Below are 20435 nucleotides of genomic sequence, written 5' to 3'. Positions count from 1 at the left end.
CTTTCCCTCACTTTTTTTCGAAGCTCCGTCACAAACGCCCCCACCGGGTCGTCCTTGTTGACAGAGAGTCGAGTGCCATCGACTTACCAGTGAGTTGGTTACGGGAGAGATCAGATGCTGCGAACGGTCATCACCTTCACGATTGGAACCCTGCTCGGGATGGGCGGCATGCACGCCGCCCGGGAAACCGGCTCCATTGTAACGCCTCTGTCTTCGAGGGACATTGTGGAAACGCTCGATGGAGAAAAAGCCTCGGCGAGCGTGGTCGAAGTGCGGCTCGAACCCGGAGGAGCCGGCATGCCGCACCGACATCCCGGCCCGGTGTTCGGTTATGTCCTCGAAGGGGAATACGAACTTGGAATCGATGACCAGCCGGCGAAGATTCTGAAAACCGGCGAAACATTCTACGAACCGACCGGCTGCCTGCATCGCGTCTCGCGAAACCCGTCCGAGGAACACGTCACCCGAGTCATCGCTCTGGTTCTGCACCCCCGCGACATGAAAAATCTCGTGCTCCCCGCCCACCCATAGCGCGGAGTACTCAACTGCTCATACCCATTCATTGCTGGTTCCGCGTCGATGCAGCGGGCCCTGTAAAGGAGGAAGCGAAATGAGAGTTTTTGTGGCTGGAGCGAGCGGGGCGATTGGCCGTCCGCTTGTGGCCGAACTGGTTCGACAGGGACACACTGTCACCGGGATGACGCGCTCTGACCGGGGAGCGGACGTGCTTCGTGTGCTGGGAGCCAGGGTCGTCCGGGTCGATGCATTTGACTCCGATGCGCTTCAGGAAGCCGTGCGGCGGTCCGAAGCCGAGGTCGTCATCGATCAGCTGACTTCTCTTCCGAGTCAACACGAGGATCTGCCCTCGGCCGTCGAGCAGGATCGTCGTCTGCGAACCGAAGGCGGGATGAATCTGTTCCGGGCCGCTCAGCGGTGCGGCGTGCGGCGGGTTATTCAACAGTCGAGTGGCTTCTTTCTCGAACCTGGCGAAGGACTGGCCGACGAAAGCTGCAGGCTGGCGGTGAACGGAAGTCCGAACGTGGCCGACAGCTCTCGCGTCTTTGAAGAGATGGAACGACGCACGAACAGCGATCAAACCATTGAGGCGGTTGTGCTCCGGTACGGTTTCTTCTACGGCCCGGGCACCTGGTATTCTCCGCAAGGAACCGCGGCTCGGTCCGTGCGAGCGGGACAGATTCCGATCATCGGTAACGGACAGGGAGTCTGGTCCTGGATTCACATCGAAGACGCCGCCCGGGCAACGGTCGACGCGATGACGATTCCGCCCGGAACGTATCATATTACCGACGACCACCCGCAACCGGTCCACCAGTGGCTGCCTGCGTTCGCCCAGGCAATCGGAGCTCCCGAGCCGCCCCGGATCAGCGAGAAAAACGCGCGGGAGGTCGCCGGAGAAGACACCGTCTACTATCACACGATGCTGAGGGGAGCCTCGAACGCGAAAGCGAAAGCCACCTTCGGCTTTTCACCCCGTCCCATGGATTGGAGCAACGCATGAATCATGGTCCAGAAACGCCCGCACTGCGCGCGGCCGAGTGGTTCCTGCGTCTTGCTCTCGCGGCCAGCTATCTGTCTGCAGTCGCCGATCGATTCGGCATGTGGGGAGACCCCGGATCTCCGGGAGTCGCATGGGGAGCCTGGCCACCGTTCATGGAATATGTCTCGCTACTGAATGGCTTTGCCCCGGCCGCGATGCATCCTTTTCTCGGAATCACGGCGACCGTTGCCGAGATTGTTATCGCGATCGGTCTGGTGATCGGCTGGAAGCTGAGATTCTTTGCACTCTCCTCTGGTATTCTACTGCTCGTCTTCGCAATCACGATGACACTCGCCGCAGGAGTGAAGTCGCCGCTGGATTATTCCGTCTTCACGGCCTCGGCTGCATCGTTCTATCTGGCCGCCGTCATTAGCCGTGCGAAGATCATTGTTCGCCCGGAATCGTCCGAAGACGCGAACGTCTGATTCAATGTGAGCGAGGAAAACGATATGCTGCCCGGCAGTGATTGCACTCCGCATGCTCCCATTTGAGAATCCCCACCATGGCCATAGAGCAGTTTGATGTCGAAGTAAAAACACTCGAACCACTGCTCGTCGCCGGCCTGCGGATGCAGGGGCACTATCAGGATAGCGGCAAGGGATTCCGGCAACTCGGGGTACAGCTCGGTCGGTACACCAAGGGCCCGCCGCTCACGTTGATCTACGACAGCGAACCGAATGACGGGGACGCCGATTTCGAACCCTGCATGCCGCTGCGGAAGAAAGTACACAGCGAAGAGTTCGACGTTCGCGAACTGGATGGGGGCGAGTTTCTTTGTCTCAAGCATCGCGGGCCGTATCAGGAACTCGGCCGCAGCTACGAGAAGCTGATCCGGCATGCCGAGGAACAGGGACACAGACTCGTGCGGCCCGTGCGGGAAGTCTACCTCAAAGGCCCGGGCATGTTCTTCCAGGGGAATCCGCGGAAGTACCTCACGGAGATCCAGATCCGCATCAAACGGGACGACGCCGGCGGGGAGGCGTGACGCCTACAGTGTGGCCAGCACGGCGTTACTGATACTGCCGCCGTAGTAGTTCTTGTAGCGGACCTTCCGCTCGAGATCCCGAATGATCACCTCGCCGAAGTCCACTCCGGTGTGCTGCCGGATGCTCGTCAGTCCTCCCGGACTGTAGACGTTGAGTTCCATCAGCTTGTTTTCCACGATATCGAGCCCGACCAGAAACATGCCGTCTCGAATCAGTTTGGGACGGACCATCTCCACCAGTTTCAGCGTCTGATCGGTCACTTCAACGGGCACGCTCTTCCCGCCGGCGTGCATGTTGCTTCGTGCGTCGCCTGAATCATTCACGCGACGGAACGCGGCGTACTTTCCTTCGAATTCGAGCGGTTTGCCATTCATCACAAACATCCGCACATCGCCGTCGACCGCCGCCGGGAGATATTCCTGAACGATGCAATACCCATCGCGGGTCACCGCCTCGATCATCTGATTCACATTGGCCTTCTCGTCTTCATCGACCAGGAACACGCTCTGCCCGCCGCACCCCTGCAATGGCTTGATCACAACTTTGTCGTGCTGAGCCTCAATGAATTCGCGGATCTCCCGGTTGTCGCGACTAATGAGCGTTTTCGGACGGACGATCTCCGGGAAGTGCTGAAAGTAGGTCTTGTTGAGCGCATGCAGCAGCCCACTTGGATCGTTCACGACAAGCACTCCCCGAGCCGCCGCCAGTTGGCAGAACATGTTGCCGCTGGTTTGTGCCCACGGCCGCTGAGCGAGTTCATCCGACGGAACGTTGCGGACGAACAGAACGTCGAGGTCATCGACGCAGATCGGCTCGGTCTCCCGTTCTTCGTCCTGCATCGACTCCACATAGTCTTCGTGAGAGTCGATACGGCTTCCGTCCGCCTTCCGGGCGTGGGCGTGGATGGATCCATCCGGCGCGTAGCTGAAGTCGCCCACTCCCCAGACATAGCTCTCATGGCCGAGATTCACCGCGGCCGCCGTGAGATGAGTCGTGGTATAGAGCGGGTGCTCCGTCATGACATCGTTGACGAGGAATCCAATTTTCATTGCTGACGTTCCATGAGTTCGAGGAGGGAGCGGTGTCGCGTTTCTTCAAGTAGCTCTTTCAGCCCATCCATCGCCCAGAAACGCGGCAATAACGCCGGGGCTTTGACGATCCCCCGTCGTCTGAGTTCCTGAACGTACGGCACATGCTCCAAGCCGATTTTTCCGACATAGAGCGGTTCGATCTCATGGCCTTCGGCCAAGTAATTCAACAGATCCCGCAGTCCACGCAGGTAGATGACGTCTTTCGTATTGCCGCCGCCGCGATAGATTCGCAGCGTCGTCGAGAAGGCTTCCCGTGCCGGGAACTTGTGAGAGTCATGCAATCGTGTGAAAGCTTCGATAAACGAGGATTGCTCAAGCAGTTCGTGAGCGGCAATGACCCGGCTCGCGAGCGTTCTCAGGCGATCAATACTCAGTCCGCCCGTCAAGTATTCCGCGAGGACAGCCAGCCCTTCCTGCAGTTCTTCGTAACCGGCCAGTCCTGCGTAGAGTTGCCGCAGCGGCTGGCAGCGCCCGTTGAAATAAGTGAGCAGGTGCGTGCCCACTTCGTGATGCAACAGCGGATCAACACGGCGTTCTGCGAGTTGCAGCGTCTTCCCCAGCAATAAACGATGGTGCGAAACCATCAGTCCGGATGTCAGTTGCTCACAGATCTCAACCGTCGCATTGAACTCAGGAAGCTGGCGGTGATAGTGATCAAGCTCTTCCCGAGCCGCCTGCATGACGGCTTCAACACCCACGCGAGGTCCGACACTTTCTTCGGTGGGCTGCGGATACCGCCGCAGGATTTCCTCGGCCAGCTCGAGGAGTTCCTCATCGACCTGACCGTATAACTGAACCGTGCTGTGCAGAAACTCCGGTTTCTCCAGATGTGCCAGCGCCGACAGTTCCAGGTCGAGCTCGGCCTGTTTCTCGTAGAACAGATGGGCCAGTGAGGGATCTTCCACCTGTTCAATTTCGATCGCAAACAGCTGCCGCTTCATCAGGCTGATGTGGAACGGAAGCTGCGGGTAGAACAGCTGCGGTTCCCGGCGAAATCGACTCTCCGAAAAGTCCTCCCACGCCTGCTCGGCGTTCTCCGGCGTCGACTGGATGAGGAAGTCGAACGACTGGGACAGTTCGCACAATTCCTGATCAACCAGCCCGGCAATCTTGCTGAGCGTGTTTGGCCCCAGTGCCTGATAGTGCGAGTGACGAAACTGCGATGCCGAATCGGCTCCCGTGAACTCGGCCACAGTCTTTCGAATGACTCTGGAAAGCTGCCGCCTCAGTTTCTGCAGAACCATCGGGTAGAGATCACCCGTTTGCGGGTTCCGATAGATCGGCTTCACGCACAGTCCGATTGTCATGCACGCTTCCGGAAGGACCTGTTCGTCCTCGTGCATGATGGAAGGGACCGATGTCGGACGGACATGAGAGCCAACCTTGATCTCCACTTCGGCGGCATGACCGTCGATCCGGACGTGTCGTAATTGCTCGGCCAGAGTGTCCGTCGTCGATCGATAACTGTCCGCTTCCGCGGTGATCACTCGGAACGCGGGCACGAGAGGGTCGGGATTCGGGAATCGATCCTCGTCATCCTCCGACCAGATCTCGATGAAGAGGAACATCCCGAAGTGCTCCCGCAACACGCGGGCGATATCGCGGCACAGTTCGGCGACTTCGGCATTGGTTTGTTCATTTGCCGGGGCATGCAGGTACGCAGCTTCGCTCGTAACCAGATCCCGCGTTCCGTTATCTCCTGCGGGTCGTGGTCGGGCAACACACAGAAACGGCAACTGGCGGTCGATCCGCACTCGTCCCTCCCCGGGAAGATCACGGCGAATCGGCAGGTTCTTGGCCAGTCGGGAGCGGACGATCTCCCGCAATTCCCGTAATCCATCCTGAACCATCTCTACGGAGTCCTGATCGAACGTGTTGTCAGAACCGGAGTTGCGACTGGAGGATGAATGAGAACGAGGTGAAACAGTCTGTTCTTCGTACTGACTCATAGGGGAAATCATCGAGCAATTGCCATGCCCATCGACCGCCGATGTCAGGTGGCGTGCAGAAGCCTGCGAATCGTCTCCGCCCCAAGTATCGTCTGCCGCCCTTCCCCGCTAATCAGAAACGCGACGCCGAGATGAAGAGCCCAGCCGCGCGCCCGCTTCTGCAAATCCGCATCGGCTCCATAGCGAGCGAAGAACTCTCGGCGAACGTCGTCGGAGTCGATCAGCATCCAGGCGGCCGCCAGATCGGTGGCGACATCACCAGCCGTAACATCGCCCCAGTCGATCACGCCGACGAAACGTCTCTCACGGACGACGAGATTCCGGGGGTGAAGATCGCCATGCAGCCAGCGGCGTTCCCGCGACGGCGGAACGCTGACGAGGTCGTTCCAGAGAGTCCGCATATGAGCCACATCCAGACGATGTTCGGCTTCAGCCATCCGCAAGCGTTCCTCGAACGATTCCGTCCGCGTCGCCAGAGCGACGCCGCGGAAGGGATTGGCCGGCGCTTCCGGAGGAGCTGACTGATGCAGGGCGATCAACACGTCGGCCAGGCGACTCGCGTTTGCTCGATCAAAGGCGAGGGCCTCCGCGGTGTCACCGGGAATCCATTTCACAACACTCCACGGCCAGACGAACTCCGCCGACGGACGGCCGGCAAACACCGGGACTGGGATCTCAATCGGCAGCCGCGAGGCAATGTCCGGAAGCCAGCGCTGTTCATTTCCAATGAGCGATACCGCGAGTTGCCGGCGGGGCAGCCGCACGGCGTATCGCTCGCCCAGCCGAAACGTGAAGTTGTCCCAGCCTTCGTCGTGAAAGCGAAGCGTCTCATGGGCGAAGTCAGGAGACTGAGCCAGGAGCAGTCGACGGACGAGATCGACATCGACGGTTACTTCCGCTGAAGGATGTGTCACCGGGGTTGACCTTCTACCGGGAGAGCATCGGTTCAAGCCAGAGTCCCCAGTCGCTGCCGGGACCATCATCGGTAGCCGAAGTACTCAACTCCAGCGCCTGAACGTTCACCACATCGACGTCGAACTTGTGAATCTGATCCGCTTTCACGACGGGCGATTCCCAGAGCAGGCGGCCATCGCCAAGAATCTGAAACTTCACCGAACCGGCATGTCCGGACGCCAGCCCGACTTTCCCGCTCAGTCGCTGCCAGTTCCTATCCAGCGAATAGACATGGCGTGCGGGCGCATGAGCATACAGGCCGCGAGCGAAGATCTGACCGTGTGATTCGAGCAGCATCGATCGCTCCGGCACGCGATTCCGAGTCGGCCGAAGCCAGCCGACTTTCTCGGAGTCCGGCTGAAGGTCCGACAGCGGCACCGATTCTTCGGGACCTTGATAGGCGGCTGGTGTCGGTTGAGAGCTCATGTCTTCCATCAGAGCCGCGGCGATCTCTTTCGCTCGAGGATTCTGGAGTTGAGCAGCGAGCTCTTCCGCTTTCGTGCGGTCATTCCGCTGCAACGCCTCAATAAGCGATTGCAGCTGCTGCTTGATCTCGATCGTTCCCAAATCGGGAGTGCCGTCCGCTGAGACCGAATACGGGAACTGCATCTGCGATAAGGAGCCCCGATTGGAAAGAGCGCCATTGGCATGCAGCGGCACCAACCTGAGCAGTGCCCGCTTGCCGGGTGCCAGCGCGCTGCATTCCAGCTCGAACCGTCCATTCGCATCGGGAACAGCTGCGGAGACGGCGGCGTTGTAGTTGCTGTTCCCTTCCGGATCGAAATAAGCCAGCACGCCGTAGATCGGTGGCGAACCGGAGATCGTTCCTTCAACCTTGATCGCCTTCCCCGCGGCTTCGATGGTGATGTCATCCAGCGAGACCGTCACCTGCTGCTGCTCAGTTTCCATCCGTTCGCAGAACTGAGGATGCGACGCCAGCTGCAGGGCGTGAGCAAACGTCAGGAACGTTCCTTTCCCCTCGGCTCGCAGTTCATCGCCGTAGGTTCGATTTCCTGCGCCCATCAGTGCGGTGCCGAGCGGCTTCTCGTGCGGCTGTTCGCGGCAGTGCGGCAATCCGAACGCATGCCCCAGTTCGTGGGCCATGCCGCCAATGAAAATCGAGTTGTGCTTTCCGAGCGAGATGCGACCGTACTCACCGTCCCGGATCAGCGGCTCCTTCTTCGCCAGATTGAGCGTGTCGAGCTCCGGCGAATCGAGCTGCCAGGCGGTCCCGCCTCGATACGTTCCGCCCGCGTAGTACGGAGACTGATGGACGAACTCCAGTTTCTCGGCATCCCAGGTCGCCAGGTTACAGAAAATGGCGATCGTTTCCTGTTCGGCATCAATCCCGGCCTGTTTCAATACCGGCAGACACTCGTCGCGAATCTCCCGGCCCGACTGCTTCTCATAGCGAGCCATCGGATACTTCCCGTGGACCTCATGCAGCACGACCTGGCTTTGCTCGTCCTGCTGAAGATTGAACGACTTCCAGCCGAACCCGTTTCGCTCCATTTCCCGACCATAGAAGTCCTGAATATGCAGCAGCATCCGGCTCATCCGCTCGCGATAGCCAGCCGGGAATTCCCGATCACTCGGCGTCCAGCAGACGATATGCAGAGATCGATTCACCGGCTCGGCATGGTCCTGCTGCCAGCGTTCCAGAATCGATCGAGCCGCAGCAGCCTGTCCGGCATTGTCCGCCAGGGCAGACTGGGAACAGAGCAGAAGAATCAACACCAGTTGAGCGACAGGCTTCACGAGAACCTCAGCATTCGAAGTACGGGGCGAAACGACCTTTGCGGCGATTGTACTCGATCCCTCGCCCCAGATCAGGCGGAATCGTTTCCGGTCAGATGTTTCCGCGGCCAGAACAATCTAGAATCGCCGCACACGACCACGTTCTCTGAGGGCGCAGAAAGTCAAAACATGGCCGAGATCCGTCCCATGACTTCCGGCGAAGTTCAACAACTCGTTCAATGGGCCGATGCCGAGGGCTGGAACCCGGGCCGCAACGATGCGGACTGTTTCTGGCAGCTCGACCCCGACGGTTTTCTCGCACTCGTGGAAGACAACGAACTGATCGGCGGCGGAGCCATCATCCGCTACAGCGACACGTTCGGCTTCATGGGACTGTTCATCGTTCGCGAAACGCATCGCGGTCAGGGACACGGCTCCAAACTCTGGTTCGCCCGCCGCGATCAGCTGCTCTCGCGTCTTGGTCCGAAGGCGTGCATCGGACTCGACGGAGTCGATGCCATGGTCCCCTTCTATGCCAAAGGGGGGTTTGAACCGTTCACCCGACATCGCCGGTATGAGCTGTCGGACTCGTCCGCGGATTTCCAGCAATCTTCACAGATCGTCGAACTGACGACCGTCGACTTCGACAAGATCACCGCCTTCGATCGCGATTGCTTCCCCGCTCCCCGCGATCATTTTCTCAACGCCTGGATCACCCAGCCGGAAGCCATCGCTCTCGGCTTCCTCGACCACAGCACACTCCGCGGTTTCGGCGTGATGCGACCGTGCGTCCACGGCTGGAAGATCGGCCCGCTGTATGCCGACTCCCACGAAATCGCCAACGAACTGTTCGCCGCATTCCAGCTCCACCGCCACGGCGGACCGATCTATCTCGATGTGCCCGAGAACAATCCAATCGCCATCGACCTCTGCGGCACGTACGACATGAAAGAAGTCTTCGGCTGCGTGCGGATGTATTACGGCAACCCTCCGGAACTAGATTCACTGAAGATCTTCGGAATCACCACATTGGAAGTCGGGTAACTCTCGCGACCACGGACCCGCTCATAGCCTGCCGACCCTCATAGAATGTCTCGATGCGGGCCAATCATAAGGCAGTCCGGCATGTCGGACGCAATGCTAAAACCGGTAGTCTAAAAAGTAAGCTCTCTGAATCGTGCCACATTGCTGACAAACCACGATTTGTAGAGTGAGCAAGTGATGAAGCCCATCGTCCAACGCCCCGACGGCCACCGCGTCATGAATACAGAATTCGTAGATCACGACCACCCGGACGTGCGTTTTCGAATCATGCCCGTAATGTGTCATCTGGCGAGCGGACAGCAGTTCGTCACGAAACCGATTTGACGGCTGTCCGATAAGCGTGCCCTCAAGCGCCAGTTCGTACAAAGTACGTACCTCGGGAGACAGTTTCGACGCATCCACGATTCTGATGTAATTGGGATCCAGCCCGTCAGGCAACCCGCTCAATGAAGGATGCCCGGTTGCGCACCAGAGTGGAGTTGGTCGCGGCAACTCTGTCCAGACAATGAAAATGCCAACTAGGAACGCGCTGAGCACAACGGCAATCACCCACGCTGTGCTGCGAAGGAAATGCCTTCGCCGCTCCAGGGGCTGAGAGGATTCCGAGTTCGTCATGGCGAAGTGCTCACTCTCACTCACGATCAATCATCCCACGAATCACTTTCTTCGATCAGCGGGGCTCGCGCCCGCCCACATGCGTATCCCTCGTACCAATCACGTCACATCCATCGATATCACTGCCCATTCACTCGTTGACGTACGCCCAGTCGTTCACAGGCTCGAGAAACTGGTGGTATTTGTATTCGTCGTAGTTCTGCGTCGGGAAGTAAAGCATCTCGTCCCAGTCGCCGAAGCCACGGGGCGTACCTACCCGCAGTACCCACGGATTCCCACAGTACTCTTTCTCGGTCGCTCGTCCGGCATAGTAGTCGTAACGCGGATACGCGCTCATGCCCGTCGTCGGGACTTCCGCGATGAACTCGGGCACCAGTTCGTCCAACGAAACAGGCGGCGCCCGATGCTCAGCTTCATAGCTCTTGATCGCCTCGATCAGAGGCTCGCTGCGTCGGGTGAATTTCTCCAGCCCCGCTTGCCGAACCGAACGAGCGAATCGAGCACTCGTAAGCCCTCCCGTGAAAAAACTGATCGCGAAGAGCAATAAGAGGAGTGAACGCAGTCGGACTTCTTTGAAGAACACTCCTGCCAGGAAGAAAGGGATTGCCGTGAGACTGGCGAGCAAACTCAACGTAAACACCAGCACTCCGAAGCCATAGAATTCACCGCCATTCGGCGACGTCGCCATCCATTCCAAAAGAGCGGGAGTGACGATCGCGCCGAGAACGAGAACGAGTCCCAGAATTCCGAGCACAGCGAATCCAGGTTTCTGTCGCCCATCAGTTTCCAACGGAACCGACTTCTGCCTCGATTCCCGAACGAACGCGATCCCGCCCGCGAAAGGGACAAGCAGAAAGACGGCAAACGCCAGGAGCACCAAGATCATAACATCCATCGGCGACGTCCCCTTTGCCTGCCGCGTGACACTCGTAAAGCCCGGTCCCGGTCCACGCTCGTCGTGGGCATGCTTCGTTCCTATTCCTTCCCCTCTGCACTCCACACTGCCCCATTCCGGAACTGAATCCTTTTGCCCCGGGCGAGGACGCCAATGCGCCGCTCGCGGTCTGCCGAATATACCCCGTTCGGAATTTCCGGGCTATCAATGAATTCCCATCGTTTTCCATGAACCTTGATTTGTGAGGCTCGTTCTCTATCGAGAACTTTCTTGCGGAGAGCCTGCCATGGACAGTGTCGATGCCATTAATGCCTGCGACAGCGGGACGACGAGTTCGGTTCCAGTTCTGCTGATCCGACTGAGCCTGCTCTACGCCATCGTTGCCTTCTGCTGCTGGAACGAGTTGCGATTCCAGAGCGGCGGCGTCGAAATCCCCGGCGAAATCGTCAGTACGAGCCTCGTCCATCAGTCGAAAGGGGATCGACTTCGCGTCCAGTACACCTATCAGAACCCGGAAACCGGTCAGCCGATGACTCACACCACGACTCTCGGCGCAAGATGCCCCGCTCAAGCCGGATCCACCACGGTGGACTTCCTCGGCGGCTCGATTCCTCAGAGTCGTCTCGTGCTCGAACGGCGGCCCTGGATCATCTCGTTCTTCGTTTGGTTCAACGTCGCCATCGCCTCGGTCGTTGTCGGAACGATCGGATACGTCATCTGGGATTATCACCGCATCCCGGATGGGCATCTCTCCCCCAAAGAACGAGCCCTGGCTCGATTCCACCGCAGACGCCGCACCGAACAGGCCTTGAAGGTGTGAACGCCGTCGAGGGTGGAACGCTATTTACGTTGACCAACGAAGAAGAAAGCCTGTCCGTACACTCTAGTAGCCCCCTTCACGTTTCCGACTCACGCCCGCCCTTCCCTGCTCCAACCGGGTCGCCCCGATCGGCGCGGGCTTCCGGGCCATACCACAGGCCGAGCCCTTCCCGGGTGCGGAATGATTCCGGGCCGCGAAAGACGAGTCGCAGGAGCAGCGGCAGGAGTTCGCCGAACGACATCGTTCGAATCTTCCGGTTCGACGTCAGCACTTTTTCGCGGGGAATGACAACGCGGCCGTGGCGTTTGAGAGCCTTGATGAAGGCGACGTCCTCGGCTGCGTAGTATCGTTCCGGGAAGCCGCCGACGGCTGCGAATGCCTCCCGGCTGCAGAACATGCACGCTCCGCCGCAGACCGGCAGCAGACGTCCGATGGTGTTGCCGAGCCAGAGCATGACATGAGCCCAGCGGGGAATCGAGCCGGCGTAGCCAAAGTGACAACCGCCGCCGACCGCCCCCTGTTCAATCGCCTTCAGCCCGGCTCGGATCGCAGCCGCGTTGACCTGCGTGTCGGCATCAATAAAGAACAGCACCTCCCCCCGAGCCTCCCGGCCGCCCGCATTGCGTGTCGCGGCAATGTGTCGATGCTCCACATCGAGCACCCGCACATCGAACCGCTGGGCAATTTCCGCGGTCGCATCAGTGGAGGCATCGTTGACGACAATCACCTCGAACGGCTGGCCCACCGCCTCGGCAGCCGCGATCAACGTCTCCAGCGTCCCCGCCAGACACGCCTCCTCATTATGAGCCGGGATCACGAACGAAATCATCACACGCATCTTCCGTTCATGACGAAAGCAGGGACCGGAGAAAGAAGGTTTCCTTCAGCATAGCCGGAAAACAGACCGTGAGTAGCCCCGACGGAACATCGTGTGTTACCGGATTCGCCCATGCTTCACTCAGACGACGAGGAACGAACTGCACGAGCCCGTGTCACCCGGTGGACTTCACTTCCACTCGCACCGGTCCCAGCAGGCTTCGATTTTCTCGCCCCAGTTGCCGTACCAGGCGTAGCCGTTCCGGCGTTCGGGTTCGATCTCGGTGACGTCATACCGGATCACTCCATCCCGGCCGCTGAAGATCGGGCGGTTCGTGTCGAGTTCATAGAAACGGGCCCAGACCGGCTTCGCGTTTTTGTCCCTGATCACCTTGAGATCGCCATCGACCTTCTCGAGACGAACGCCGGTTATCTGCGAATCACGGAACCATTCCACAGCCGCCCGCACGGCTCGCCGCACCTCGTCAGAAGGCTCCTCCAAGCTCATCAGAAAGCAGGCGATGCCGAGGCTTTCGAACCCGCTCAACGAAGGATGCTCATACACCCGGGCTCCGGCTGGGGCCAGTGAGTCTCTATCGTGTTGAGCACACCAGACGGTCAGCCGCCCGTTGATCCGCACCTGACAGTTCACAATGCACTCCACGCCCCGGTCCACTGCAGCGCCCGCCTGCTTTCGCAGATCCGCCGGCACGAACCCATAGAGCTCGTCCTCGTGCACTTCCCGCAGAAACGACATCAGCCCGATCATCGTGTCATCGTTGAAGGTGATGTGCTGGGCATACCCCCGCGGCTCGGGACTCTGCGGCCACCCGCCGTTCTCATACTGCGTCTCGAGAATGCATCGCAACCCCTTCAGAAACGCCTCCCGGGCCGCCGGATTGTCGGTCGCGGCAATCGCCCGCGCGAGCAGCCGGAGTTCATTCACGGTCGCCCGATTATCGAACGTCCCCTGCAGCTTCTCCGAGTCTCCCCGAAACGCCTCCGCCGAATTATCCCGATTCTTCGGCCACGCCCCGTTCGCATCCTGCCACGAAATCACATTCGCCACCCGCTCGCGACCGACGTCGGACCGAAACCATTCAGCTGGTTTCTTAAGATTGTCCTTCGGAGCGGCTTGAGCGAGGAGAGGAAAGACAAAAAGCACGGGAATCAGCCAGCGAGACATGGAACTCTCCGATCGAGACGGGAAAATGCTCTGTGGACGTCAGGATTTCTTCTGACGCTGGAGTTCATTCAGCTTATCGCTTTCCGATCAATGTGTCTCGTCGCGTCGAGACGGAGCGTTTTTTTAAAATCATCCGATCATTGCTCGAACAGGGATGGGCCAGACGTGCACGTCTGGCTTGCGCAGCAACAGGAAGCGGGTGTGAGACGTCGTTCGTTCTTTGGTCTCCGAGGTCGGAAATCCTCGTCGAACCACACGTCTAAACCATTTCACCCCGGTCACCGGCCTCTTGTGACTTCGTCACCCAGACGCACGCGTCTGGGCCAACCGTTGGGGTCCGTCAACCGCAGTGGATCTCTTCGTCAGGGATGGCCGGGAGGTTTATCTCCCGGTTGCGGAGCAACAAGCAGTCTGCCATCGACCGGCGAGATCAGTACACGCGAAGAATCTTCACAGGGGCGAGATTCGCATGTTCCCTTCGTCAAAGACCAGCTGCTTGTGACTGTGTCCCCCGGAAGTGAACTTCCGGGCCATCCTTTCGGAGGGACCGGTCTTTCACAATCATCCGATCATTGCTCGAACAGGGATGGGCCAGACGTGCACGTCTGGCTTGCGCAGCAACAGGAAGCGGGTGTGAGACGTCTTTCGTTCTTTGGCCTCCGAGGTCGGAAATCCTCGTCGAACCACATGTCTAAACCATTTCACCCTGGTTACCGGCCTCTTGTGACTTCGTCACCCAGTCGCACGCGTCTGAGCCAACCAGTGGTGCGGATCCCCAACGGACGGCTTCAGGAGTCGCAGAGCTCAGTTTCCGGCAGATCATCAGATGTCAGTAGCGACTCCCCAAACAGAATCAAGACAGGCGCGGGCCGTTCCAACCCCCACTTGATTCGCTTGATCCGTTCATACTCTTCTTTGTCGAAAAGTCCGTACATCATTACTCCAGTCATTCACTCGAAGAGCTGCACGCACTCTCACGAGTCTCCCAGTCTCTGCCAGACTCGGAAATCAAAATCATACGGGCATCCGAGCACGATATGATTTCCATCGGGAGAGAACGTCGCAGCGGCCCAGTCGCCGGAGAAGTTCTCGAATCGTGACAACCACCGGCGATGGCCTCCTTCCCATACAGAGATCTCCTGTTGGCTCGTATCGAGCCTCAGCTCATCGCCTTGCGGGCTTAGACTGATTGGATTGCCGGGATAAAGGCCGACCATACTCCAGAACTCTCCATCGTATTCGGCCAGGCCGGTTTCGGGGTCGAAACAGTCGTACTCGAAGTAATCGAAGTCCGTGGAAACCGTCACAGGATCGGTCAAATCAATGACGTGCATGCCTTCATAAGAGACCACGAGCACGCGATCCTCTATTGGAACGGAGAAGACGAGCAGCCGTTCACAGAATTGCGGAATTTTGAGTTGTTGCCAGTACTTTCCGGTCACCTATGTGTCTCTCCTGTGAGGTCTGACACTGCACAAAGTGATTGGTTACGCACGGTCTTCAATTGAGCCGCTAGATCCAGGTGGCCGCCACCTACGGGATGGCCCAGACGTGCACGTCTGGGTGGCGGAGCAACAGGAAGCGGGTATCGGAACGTGTTTCGTTCTTTGGTCTGCGAGACCGGGATCAGAGTCATCGGCTTGGACCATTTCACCCAGTCACCGACCTCTTGTGACTTCGTCACCCAGACGCACGCGTCTGGGCCAACCTTTACTTTACCGGCACGGTTATCCGCAGTGGAGGTCTTCGTAGAATCTCGTTTGAGGTTCGATGTTGCTGGCGGGTTCGTTGAGAGTTTCTGCGACTGTTTGCACGACCAGTTGCCAGATCTGATTGCGGTCGGTTGGGATCGGAGTCAATCGGTTCGACGGGTGATAAGGGGGACGGACTCGGCGGACGATGTCGGCTACGGTGGTGCAGCCGGACGGGAAGGTGGTCGTCAGCGGGCGGGTGCCGAGGTAGAGCAGGCAGGTGACGATCACCATCAGCGAGACGGCCAGAGCAAAGCCGTTCGAGCCGCCAGCCGCGATCAGCAGGACTGTTGCGGTCAGAAAGACGACCAGCGAGACGGTCAGCAGGCCGGTGCGAAGGGAATCGGGCAACACGAGCGGGGGCAGCGGGAGTTGCAGGCGCTGCTGCAGTTCCCGCCAGAGGAGGATTCGCTGGTTTTCGGGAAGCAGATCTTCGAGACGCGAACTCGGGCGAACGTTTTTGCGTTCGACAGGAGCGAGCGAAACGATGGCATTGCGGATATTCAGGAACGGCGGAATCGTCGGGCAGCCGCCGGTCGCTTGAGCCGCCTCTCGCTGCTGGTCGAGCTTCTCCAGCACGACTTCGTAAAGATCGCCGACGGTGCGAATCGGAGCGCAGGCTTCATCGTCGATTTCGATCTGGAACAGATCTTCGATTTCCATGATGACTTCGACGTAATCGAGTCCCATGGGTTCCTCTCTGCCTCCGGGTGAATAATCACGCTTCCGCGACCGGCGTCCTGTCGGGAATATTCTTCAGAAGAGAGAGCAAGTTAGCGAGCGACAGCGGCTTGATGCAATGGCCGGTGAATCCCGATCCCGTAGTTCGTTCTTCAGACGGAGCATACCCGGAGAGGGCGAAGATGGGCATTTCGGGACCGTAACGGGTGCGAAGTTCCCGAGCCACGGCGTAGCCATCGAGATCGGGCAGGCCAATGTCGAGCAGGGCCAGGTCGGGGGTGATGTCCTCGGCCAGTTTCAGCGCGGTCCGTCCGTTGCAGGCGATGGTCACCCGCTGTCCGAGACGTTCCAGGAGCAGTTGCATGGTACGAGCCGCGGCTGCGTTGTCCTCAACGAGCAGAATGTGAGCCGCGTTCGCGTCGTCGTCGGCCGACTTACTGAGAGGACGGGCTTCTTCCACATGCAGGAGCGGCAGGCGAATCTCGATCGATGTCCCTTCATTGGCCCCGGCACTGCGAGCCGAGATGGAGCCGCCGTGCAACTCGATAAGCGACTTGGCCATCGTCAGACCGATGCCGAGCCCGCCTTCCGATCGAGCCAGAGTTCGTTCCCCCTGTGCGAACAGTTCGAACGCTGCGGGAAGAAACTCAGGCGGCATGCCGACACCGTTGTCCGTGATGGTCAACCGGGCCTCATCCCCTTCCGGCTGAAGACTGATCTCGATCTGTCCATCCGGCAGGGTGTACTTGATGGCGTTGTGGACAACATTGGAGATGACCTGCTCGAGACGGGTCGCATCCCCGCTGACGAAGACCGGCGACGACGGCATCGCGACAGCGAGCCGATGATTCCGGCTGGCGATCTCGGACTTCAGCGTGTGAAGCACATTCTGGACGGCGGTCACGATGTTGATCTGCTTATGGGAGAGGGTGATTTTTCCCCGGGTGACGCGGGCGACATCGAGCAGGTCGTCGACCAGGCGACTCACGGTCTGCAACTGATGAGTGATCATCCGATGAGTTTCCGCCGTCTCCTCTTCACCCATGGAGCCGAGCCCCAGCAGAAAGATTCCGTTACTGATGGCGGCCAGAGGATTGCGGAGCTCATGGCCGAGCATCGCCAGGAATTCGTCTTTCCGGCGGTTGGTGTCCTGCAACAGACGATTGATCTCCTCCAGCGACTGTTCAGCCGAACGGGCCTGCTGCAGCTGACGGATCATCCATTCGACCCGGAAGTCATCGCTGGCCTGGTCGCGAATCAGTTCGGGCGGCTCGTAATAAAGATTCGGACAAACCTGCTGTCCCAGAACGGCGACGGGATGTGTCCGGAGGACATCACGAATGATGGACGGACTGAACCGCTGGCGGTTGTACAGACAGATGGCAATGACAGGCTGATTCGGAAAGAAGGCGTTGACGCGGGCTTCGTATTCGATGAGCCGATCACAGCCGAGTTCCGAGCCGAGCGCCCAGGACATTTCGCCGATGATCCGCAGTCCGCTGAAACCGTCGTCGAGTGCCTGTCGGGTGACGGTTTCGAGTCGCTGCATCATGGCATCGGGATCGAATGTGCCGCCGTGCAGATGGCCGTCGTACTTGGTCAGCACCGCGAGCCGGCCGTCCGCCTTCTCCCGTTCGACATCAACGCCTCCCCGGACCAGCGCGGCGTCGACTTCCTGACAGGTGCTTTCGTCGGCGAGGTAGAGACAGAGTTCGTTACCGGCCAGGCCGGACTGAATGAACGGGACGGCAGCCGCCATCTGGTCTTCCGCGTTTTCATAGATCATGCAGACATGATCACTCGGGCGAAGATCGCGGATTTGCTCAGCAAGTTGGTGCGCCACAGCATCACTCTCCTCTGACTTGGGATGCATCCCTCAACCACCAGCATCCGTGCGACTTACGTTCAGAGGATGGAGCATATCGGACCGCATCGGAGGTATCGGCTGGAGAATTTACGCAGCCTTTCGAGAACGATCAAGAGGGGATCACTGCAGTTGAGTGAGAATGCCTGTTTCCGGGGGAGAAAGCAGGGAAAGCCCTAGGGGAAAACACCGAGCAGCGGGCGATTCCAGCGGTCTGCCGAGCATCTTCGAGGTAATCAACCGGGATGACCCAGACGTGCTGCCGGCTTATCGCAATCTGATGACGAGTTACAGGGCGAAGTCATAGCGGAGTGAGACCATGCCCACGCGAACGTGGGCATGGTTCCCCAGCGGGACCCACTCAGCGTTTACGGCTCACGTAGTAATTATTCATGATGTCGTGATCGAGGGTGTGGACTTCGACGTCGCTGAAACCGGCTTCGGCGAACATCTTGAGGGCCAGTTCCTCGCCCCAGCAGGTTCCCAGCCCGCAGCCGCAATGGGCGAGCGATACCGTCATGCAGTGCATTGTCGAGATCGAGATGGTGTAGAGGAACGGAGCGACCGGATGGTCGAGGTTCTTCTCGACATAGCTCGACGAACGGATGTCCTGGGCAAGGAAGACGCCGTCGTCCTTAAGGGCCCTGGCGATTCCGGCGAGCATTCCATGCGGATCGATCTGATCGTGGATCGCATCGAAGGCAAGCACGAGGTCGAACCGCTGTTCGTCGGTCAGGCGAGCCGCGTCTTGAACCTCAAACCGAATGTTCGTCAATCCGGCACACTCCGCTTCATTGTTCGCCCAGGCGATGGCTTCGGCGGAGAAGTCGTACCCCACGAATCGAGAGTTGGGAAACTTCTTCGCCAGATGCGTGAGCGCCATCCCGCGACCACAGCCCACATCGACAACATCGATGCCTCGCGTCAGCGATTCGGTCAATCCCTCGATGAGCGGGAGAATGTAATCATCGAGGGCGGCGACCACGGTCTGGAACGATTCTTCGGCCATGACTTCATGGAAGCGATCAAATCGTTCATAGGGAACGCCGCCACCGTGGTGGAAGCATTCGAGGACATCGTCTTCAATCTTTCCGAACATGGACATGAACTGCATCACTCCTGCCAGGTTATTGGGCGTCGCCTTGCGGGTCAGCCAGGCCGCATGTTCCTGCGGCAAAAAATAGGTCGCCGCGTGGGGGTCGTAGTCGACCACACGGCCCGTGACCATGGCTCCGAGCCATTCACGGACATAGCGTTCATCGAGATCGGCTTCATCGGCGATCTCGTGCGTGGTGGCTGGACGATTCAAACGTCTCAACGTGTCCAGCAAGCCGCTGCGGTGCCCAATGCTGAGCATGAAACTGAGGGCGGCTTCGTTGAGCATTCCGACCATTCGCTGGCCGAACTCTTCAGAACGGTTGGTGTCGAACTCAGTGCTTTCACTGAGCGACGAAATGGAGGAAGTCACGGTCGACATGAGATAATCCTTTCGGCTATGTCAGGCGTCAGAGTTAAAATGGCCTGCGAACGAAGGGCGGCCGTCCACTTCTATTCCGGCGACGGAGGAAGCTTACGACCGCCCGAAAGAGCGGACAATTTACTTGTGGTCCAGTTCGCTTGACTTGTAGTCCAGTTCGATCCGGTCTGATCGAGTTCGGGAGATCCGCGCATGCCTTCACTGACAACACGGGAAAAGCTGATCCAGGCCGGTCACGAGATCTTCTATCGGGAAGGCTTTCTCGCGGTGGGACTCGATCGCCTGTTGAACGAAGTCGGCTGCTCCAAGCAGACGTTCTACAATCACTTCGAAAGCAAAGATGATCTGATCGTCGCGGTGATTGACGAACATCATCGCTGGTGGAGCACCGAACTGCGCGATCGTCTTTTGAAAGCGGCAGGTCCCGATCCACGGGGACAGATCCTCGCGATGTTCGACGTAGTCGACGAAATCATCCACGATCCCGACTATCACGGCTGCATCTACATCAACGCAGCCGTTGAGTTTCCCCAGCCACATCATCCCGCCCATCGTTCGGCAAGGAATGCGAAGGCCGACTCGGTCGCGCTGCTGGAAGATCTGGCGGAACGGGCCGGCGCAGCCAGTCCACTGGCGTTGGCTCAGGAAATCGACATGCTTATTGAAGGGGCCTTGATCACCCATCAGGTCGCCCCCGACGTCGACGCCTGCGCGATCGCTCGCAGAGTCGCCGAGATGCTGCTCGAGAAACATCTGATGGCCCCGTTGTAACGCGCCTCAAACGGGGCCCGACCGTTGAGTGGAAGGGGATGGCCCAGACGTGCACGTCTGGGTTGCGGGGGATGCGGGATTTATTGCTCAAAGAGTTTTGGTACAGATGGGGTAGTAGCCAATGCATCTTTCATGTTCACGCACATCATGTCCCTTCGCCCCCTTTAGGGGGAGAAGGTGCCCGAAGGGCGGATGAGGGGGCGATCAACCAGCGATGCACGATACAAATGAGAATCATCG

The 20435-nt window shown here is 59.0% G+C and carries 19 protein-coding genes; 7 read left to right on the top strand and 12 right to left on the bottom strand.

Translation table 11 applies throughout. The features are described 5' to 3' along the window. The first annotated feature begins 114 nt into the window (after positions 1-114). The 4 genes from L1A08_RS03345 (at position 115) to L1A08_RS03330 (ending at position 2543) form a co-directional block, all read left to right on the top strand. Entirely contained in the window at positions 115-531 is a 417-nt protein-coding gene (locus tag L1A08_RS03345) for a cupin domain-containing protein (RefSeq protein ID WP_238754210.1), read from the top strand. A gap of 79 nt (positions 532-610) precedes the next feature. Beyond that, entirely contained in the window at positions 611-1519 is a 909-nt protein-coding gene (locus tag L1A08_RS03340) for an NAD-dependent epimerase/dehydratase family protein (protein ID WP_238754208.1), read from the top strand. Beyond that, complete coding sequence (locus L1A08_RS03335; RefSeq protein ID WP_238754206.1) at positions 1516-1983, top strand: DoxX family protein; 468 nt, start codon at positions 1516-1518, stop codon at positions 1981-1983. The genes L1A08_RS03340 and L1A08_RS03335 overlap by 4 nt, the downstream gene beginning before the upstream one ends. Positions 1984-2060: 77 nt before the next feature. After that, complete coding sequence (locus tag L1A08_RS03330; protein WP_238754204.1) at positions 2061-2543, top strand: GyrI-like domain-containing protein; 483 nt, start codon at positions 2061-2063, stop codon at positions 2541-2543. A 3-nt stretch (positions 2544-2546) separates the two neighbouring features. Here the strand turns inward: L1A08_RS03330 and L1A08_RS03325 are convergent, their stop codons facing one another. From L1A08_RS03325 to L1A08_RS03310, 4 genes are read right to left on the bottom strand one after another with little or no spacing between them, the layout of a single operon-like run. Then, the gene (locus L1A08_RS03325; RefSeq protein WP_238754202.1) at positions 2547-3593 is read right to left on the bottom strand and encodes a glutathione synthetase; all 1047 of its coding nucleotides are present in this window, start codon (positions 3591-3593) and stop codon (positions 2547-2549) included. Then, the gene (locus L1A08_RS03320) at positions 3590-5584 is read right to left on the bottom strand and encodes a flavohemoglobin expression-modulating QEGLA motif protein (RefSeq protein ID WP_238754200.1); all 1995 of its coding nucleotides are present in this window, start codon (positions 5582-5584) and stop codon (positions 3590-3592) included. Before L1A08_RS03320 ends, L1A08_RS03325 begins: the two co-directional genes overlap by 4 nt. A 44-nt stretch (positions 5585-5628) precedes the next feature. Beyond that, complete coding sequence (locus tag L1A08_RS03315) at positions 5629-6498, bottom strand: aminoglycoside phosphotransferase family protein (protein WP_238754198.1); 870 nt, start codon at positions 6496-6498, stop codon at positions 5629-5631. 13 nt (positions 6499-6511) lie between these two features. Next, positions 6512-8296 (bottom strand): NPCBM/NEW2 domain-containing protein, encoded by a 1785-nt coding sequence (locus L1A08_RS03310; protein ID WP_238754196.1) that lies wholly within the window; start codon positions 8294-8296, stop codon positions 6512-6514. 168 nt (positions 8297-8464) lie between these two features. Here L1A08_RS03310 and L1A08_RS03305 point away from each other — a divergent pair, with 168 nt between their 5' ends. Then, on the top strand, positions 8465-9319 hold the full coding sequence (locus tag L1A08_RS03305; protein ID WP_238754195.1) for a GNAT family N-acetyltransferase: 855 nt from the start codon (positions 8465-8467) through the stop codon (positions 9317-9319). Between the two features lie 96 nt (positions 9320-9415). Here the strand turns inward: L1A08_RS03305 and L1A08_RS03300 are convergent, their stop codons facing one another. Further along, positions 9416-9934: a hypothetical protein gene (locus L1A08_RS03300; protein ID WP_238754193.1), complete on the bottom strand. Its 519-nt coding sequence runs from the start codon at positions 9932-9934 to the stop codon at positions 9416-9418. Between the two features lie 130 nt (positions 9935-10064). Then, positions 10065-10829, bottom strand: a complete 765-nt coding sequence (locus tag L1A08_RS03295; protein ID WP_238754191.1) for a hypothetical protein — start codon at positions 10827-10829, stop codon at positions 10065-10067. Between the two features lie 286 nt (positions 10830-11115). Between L1A08_RS03295 and L1A08_RS03290 the strand changes: the two genes are divergently transcribed. Then, on the top strand, positions 11116-11649 hold the full coding sequence (locus tag L1A08_RS03290) for a hypothetical protein (RefSeq protein ID WP_238754189.1): 534 nt from the start codon (positions 11116-11118) through the stop codon (positions 11647-11649). 76 nt (positions 11650-11725) lie between these two features. Here L1A08_RS03290 and L1A08_RS03285 read toward each other — a convergent pair whose 3' ends face one another. From L1A08_RS03285 to L1A08_RS03260, 6 genes are all read right to left on the bottom strand, one after another. After that, on the bottom strand, positions 11726-12487 hold the full coding sequence (locus L1A08_RS03285) for a glycosyltransferase (protein WP_238754187.1): 762 nt from the start codon (positions 12485-12487) through the stop codon (positions 11726-11728). A 168-nt stretch (positions 12488-12655) separates the two neighbouring features. Continuing rightward, complete coding sequence (pelA, locus tag L1A08_RS03280; protein ID WP_238754185.1) at positions 12656-13651, bottom strand: pectate lyase; 996 nt, start codon at positions 13649-13651, stop codon at positions 12656-12658. A 974-nt stretch (positions 13652-14625) separates the two neighbouring features. Further along, complete coding sequence (locus L1A08_RS03275) at positions 14626-15093, bottom strand: hypothetical protein (protein ID WP_238754183.1); 468 nt, start codon at positions 15091-15093, stop codon at positions 14626-14628. A 285-nt stretch (positions 15094-15378) separates the two neighbouring features. Beyond that, the gene (locus L1A08_RS03270; protein WP_238754181.1) at positions 15379-16092 is read right to left on the bottom strand and encodes a hypothetical protein; all 714 of its coding nucleotides are present in this window, start codon (positions 16090-16092) and stop codon (positions 15379-15381) included. 28 nt (positions 16093-16120) lie between these two features. Continuing rightward, the gene (locus tag L1A08_RS03265; protein ID WP_238754179.1) at positions 16121-17926 is read right to left on the bottom strand and encodes an MEDS domain-containing protein; all 1806 of its coding nucleotides are present in this window, start codon (positions 17924-17926) and stop codon (positions 16121-16123) included. Between the two features lie 382 nt (positions 17927-18308). Further along, complete coding sequence (locus L1A08_RS03260) at positions 18309-19424, bottom strand: class I SAM-dependent methyltransferase (RefSeq protein WP_238754177.1); 1116 nt, start codon at positions 19422-19424, stop codon at positions 18309-18311. 192 nt (positions 19425-19616) lie between these two features. Between L1A08_RS03260 and L1A08_RS03255 the strand changes: the two genes are divergently transcribed. Continuing rightward, on the top strand, positions 19617-20195 hold the full coding sequence (locus tag L1A08_RS03255) for a TetR/AcrR family transcriptional regulator (RefSeq protein ID WP_238754175.1): 579 nt from the start codon (positions 19617-19619) through the stop codon (positions 20193-20195). The last annotated feature ends 240 nt before the right edge of the window (positions 20196-20435 follow it).

The sequence above is a fragment of the Rubinisphaera margarita genome (assembly GCF_022267515.1).
Lineage (GTDB): Bacteria > Planctomycetota > Planctomycetia > Planctomycetales > Planctomycetaceae > Rubinisphaera > Rubinisphaera margarita.
The sequence above is the reverse complement of the archived record's forward strand: the minus strand, read 5'-3'. Positions and strand labels throughout refer to the sequence as shown.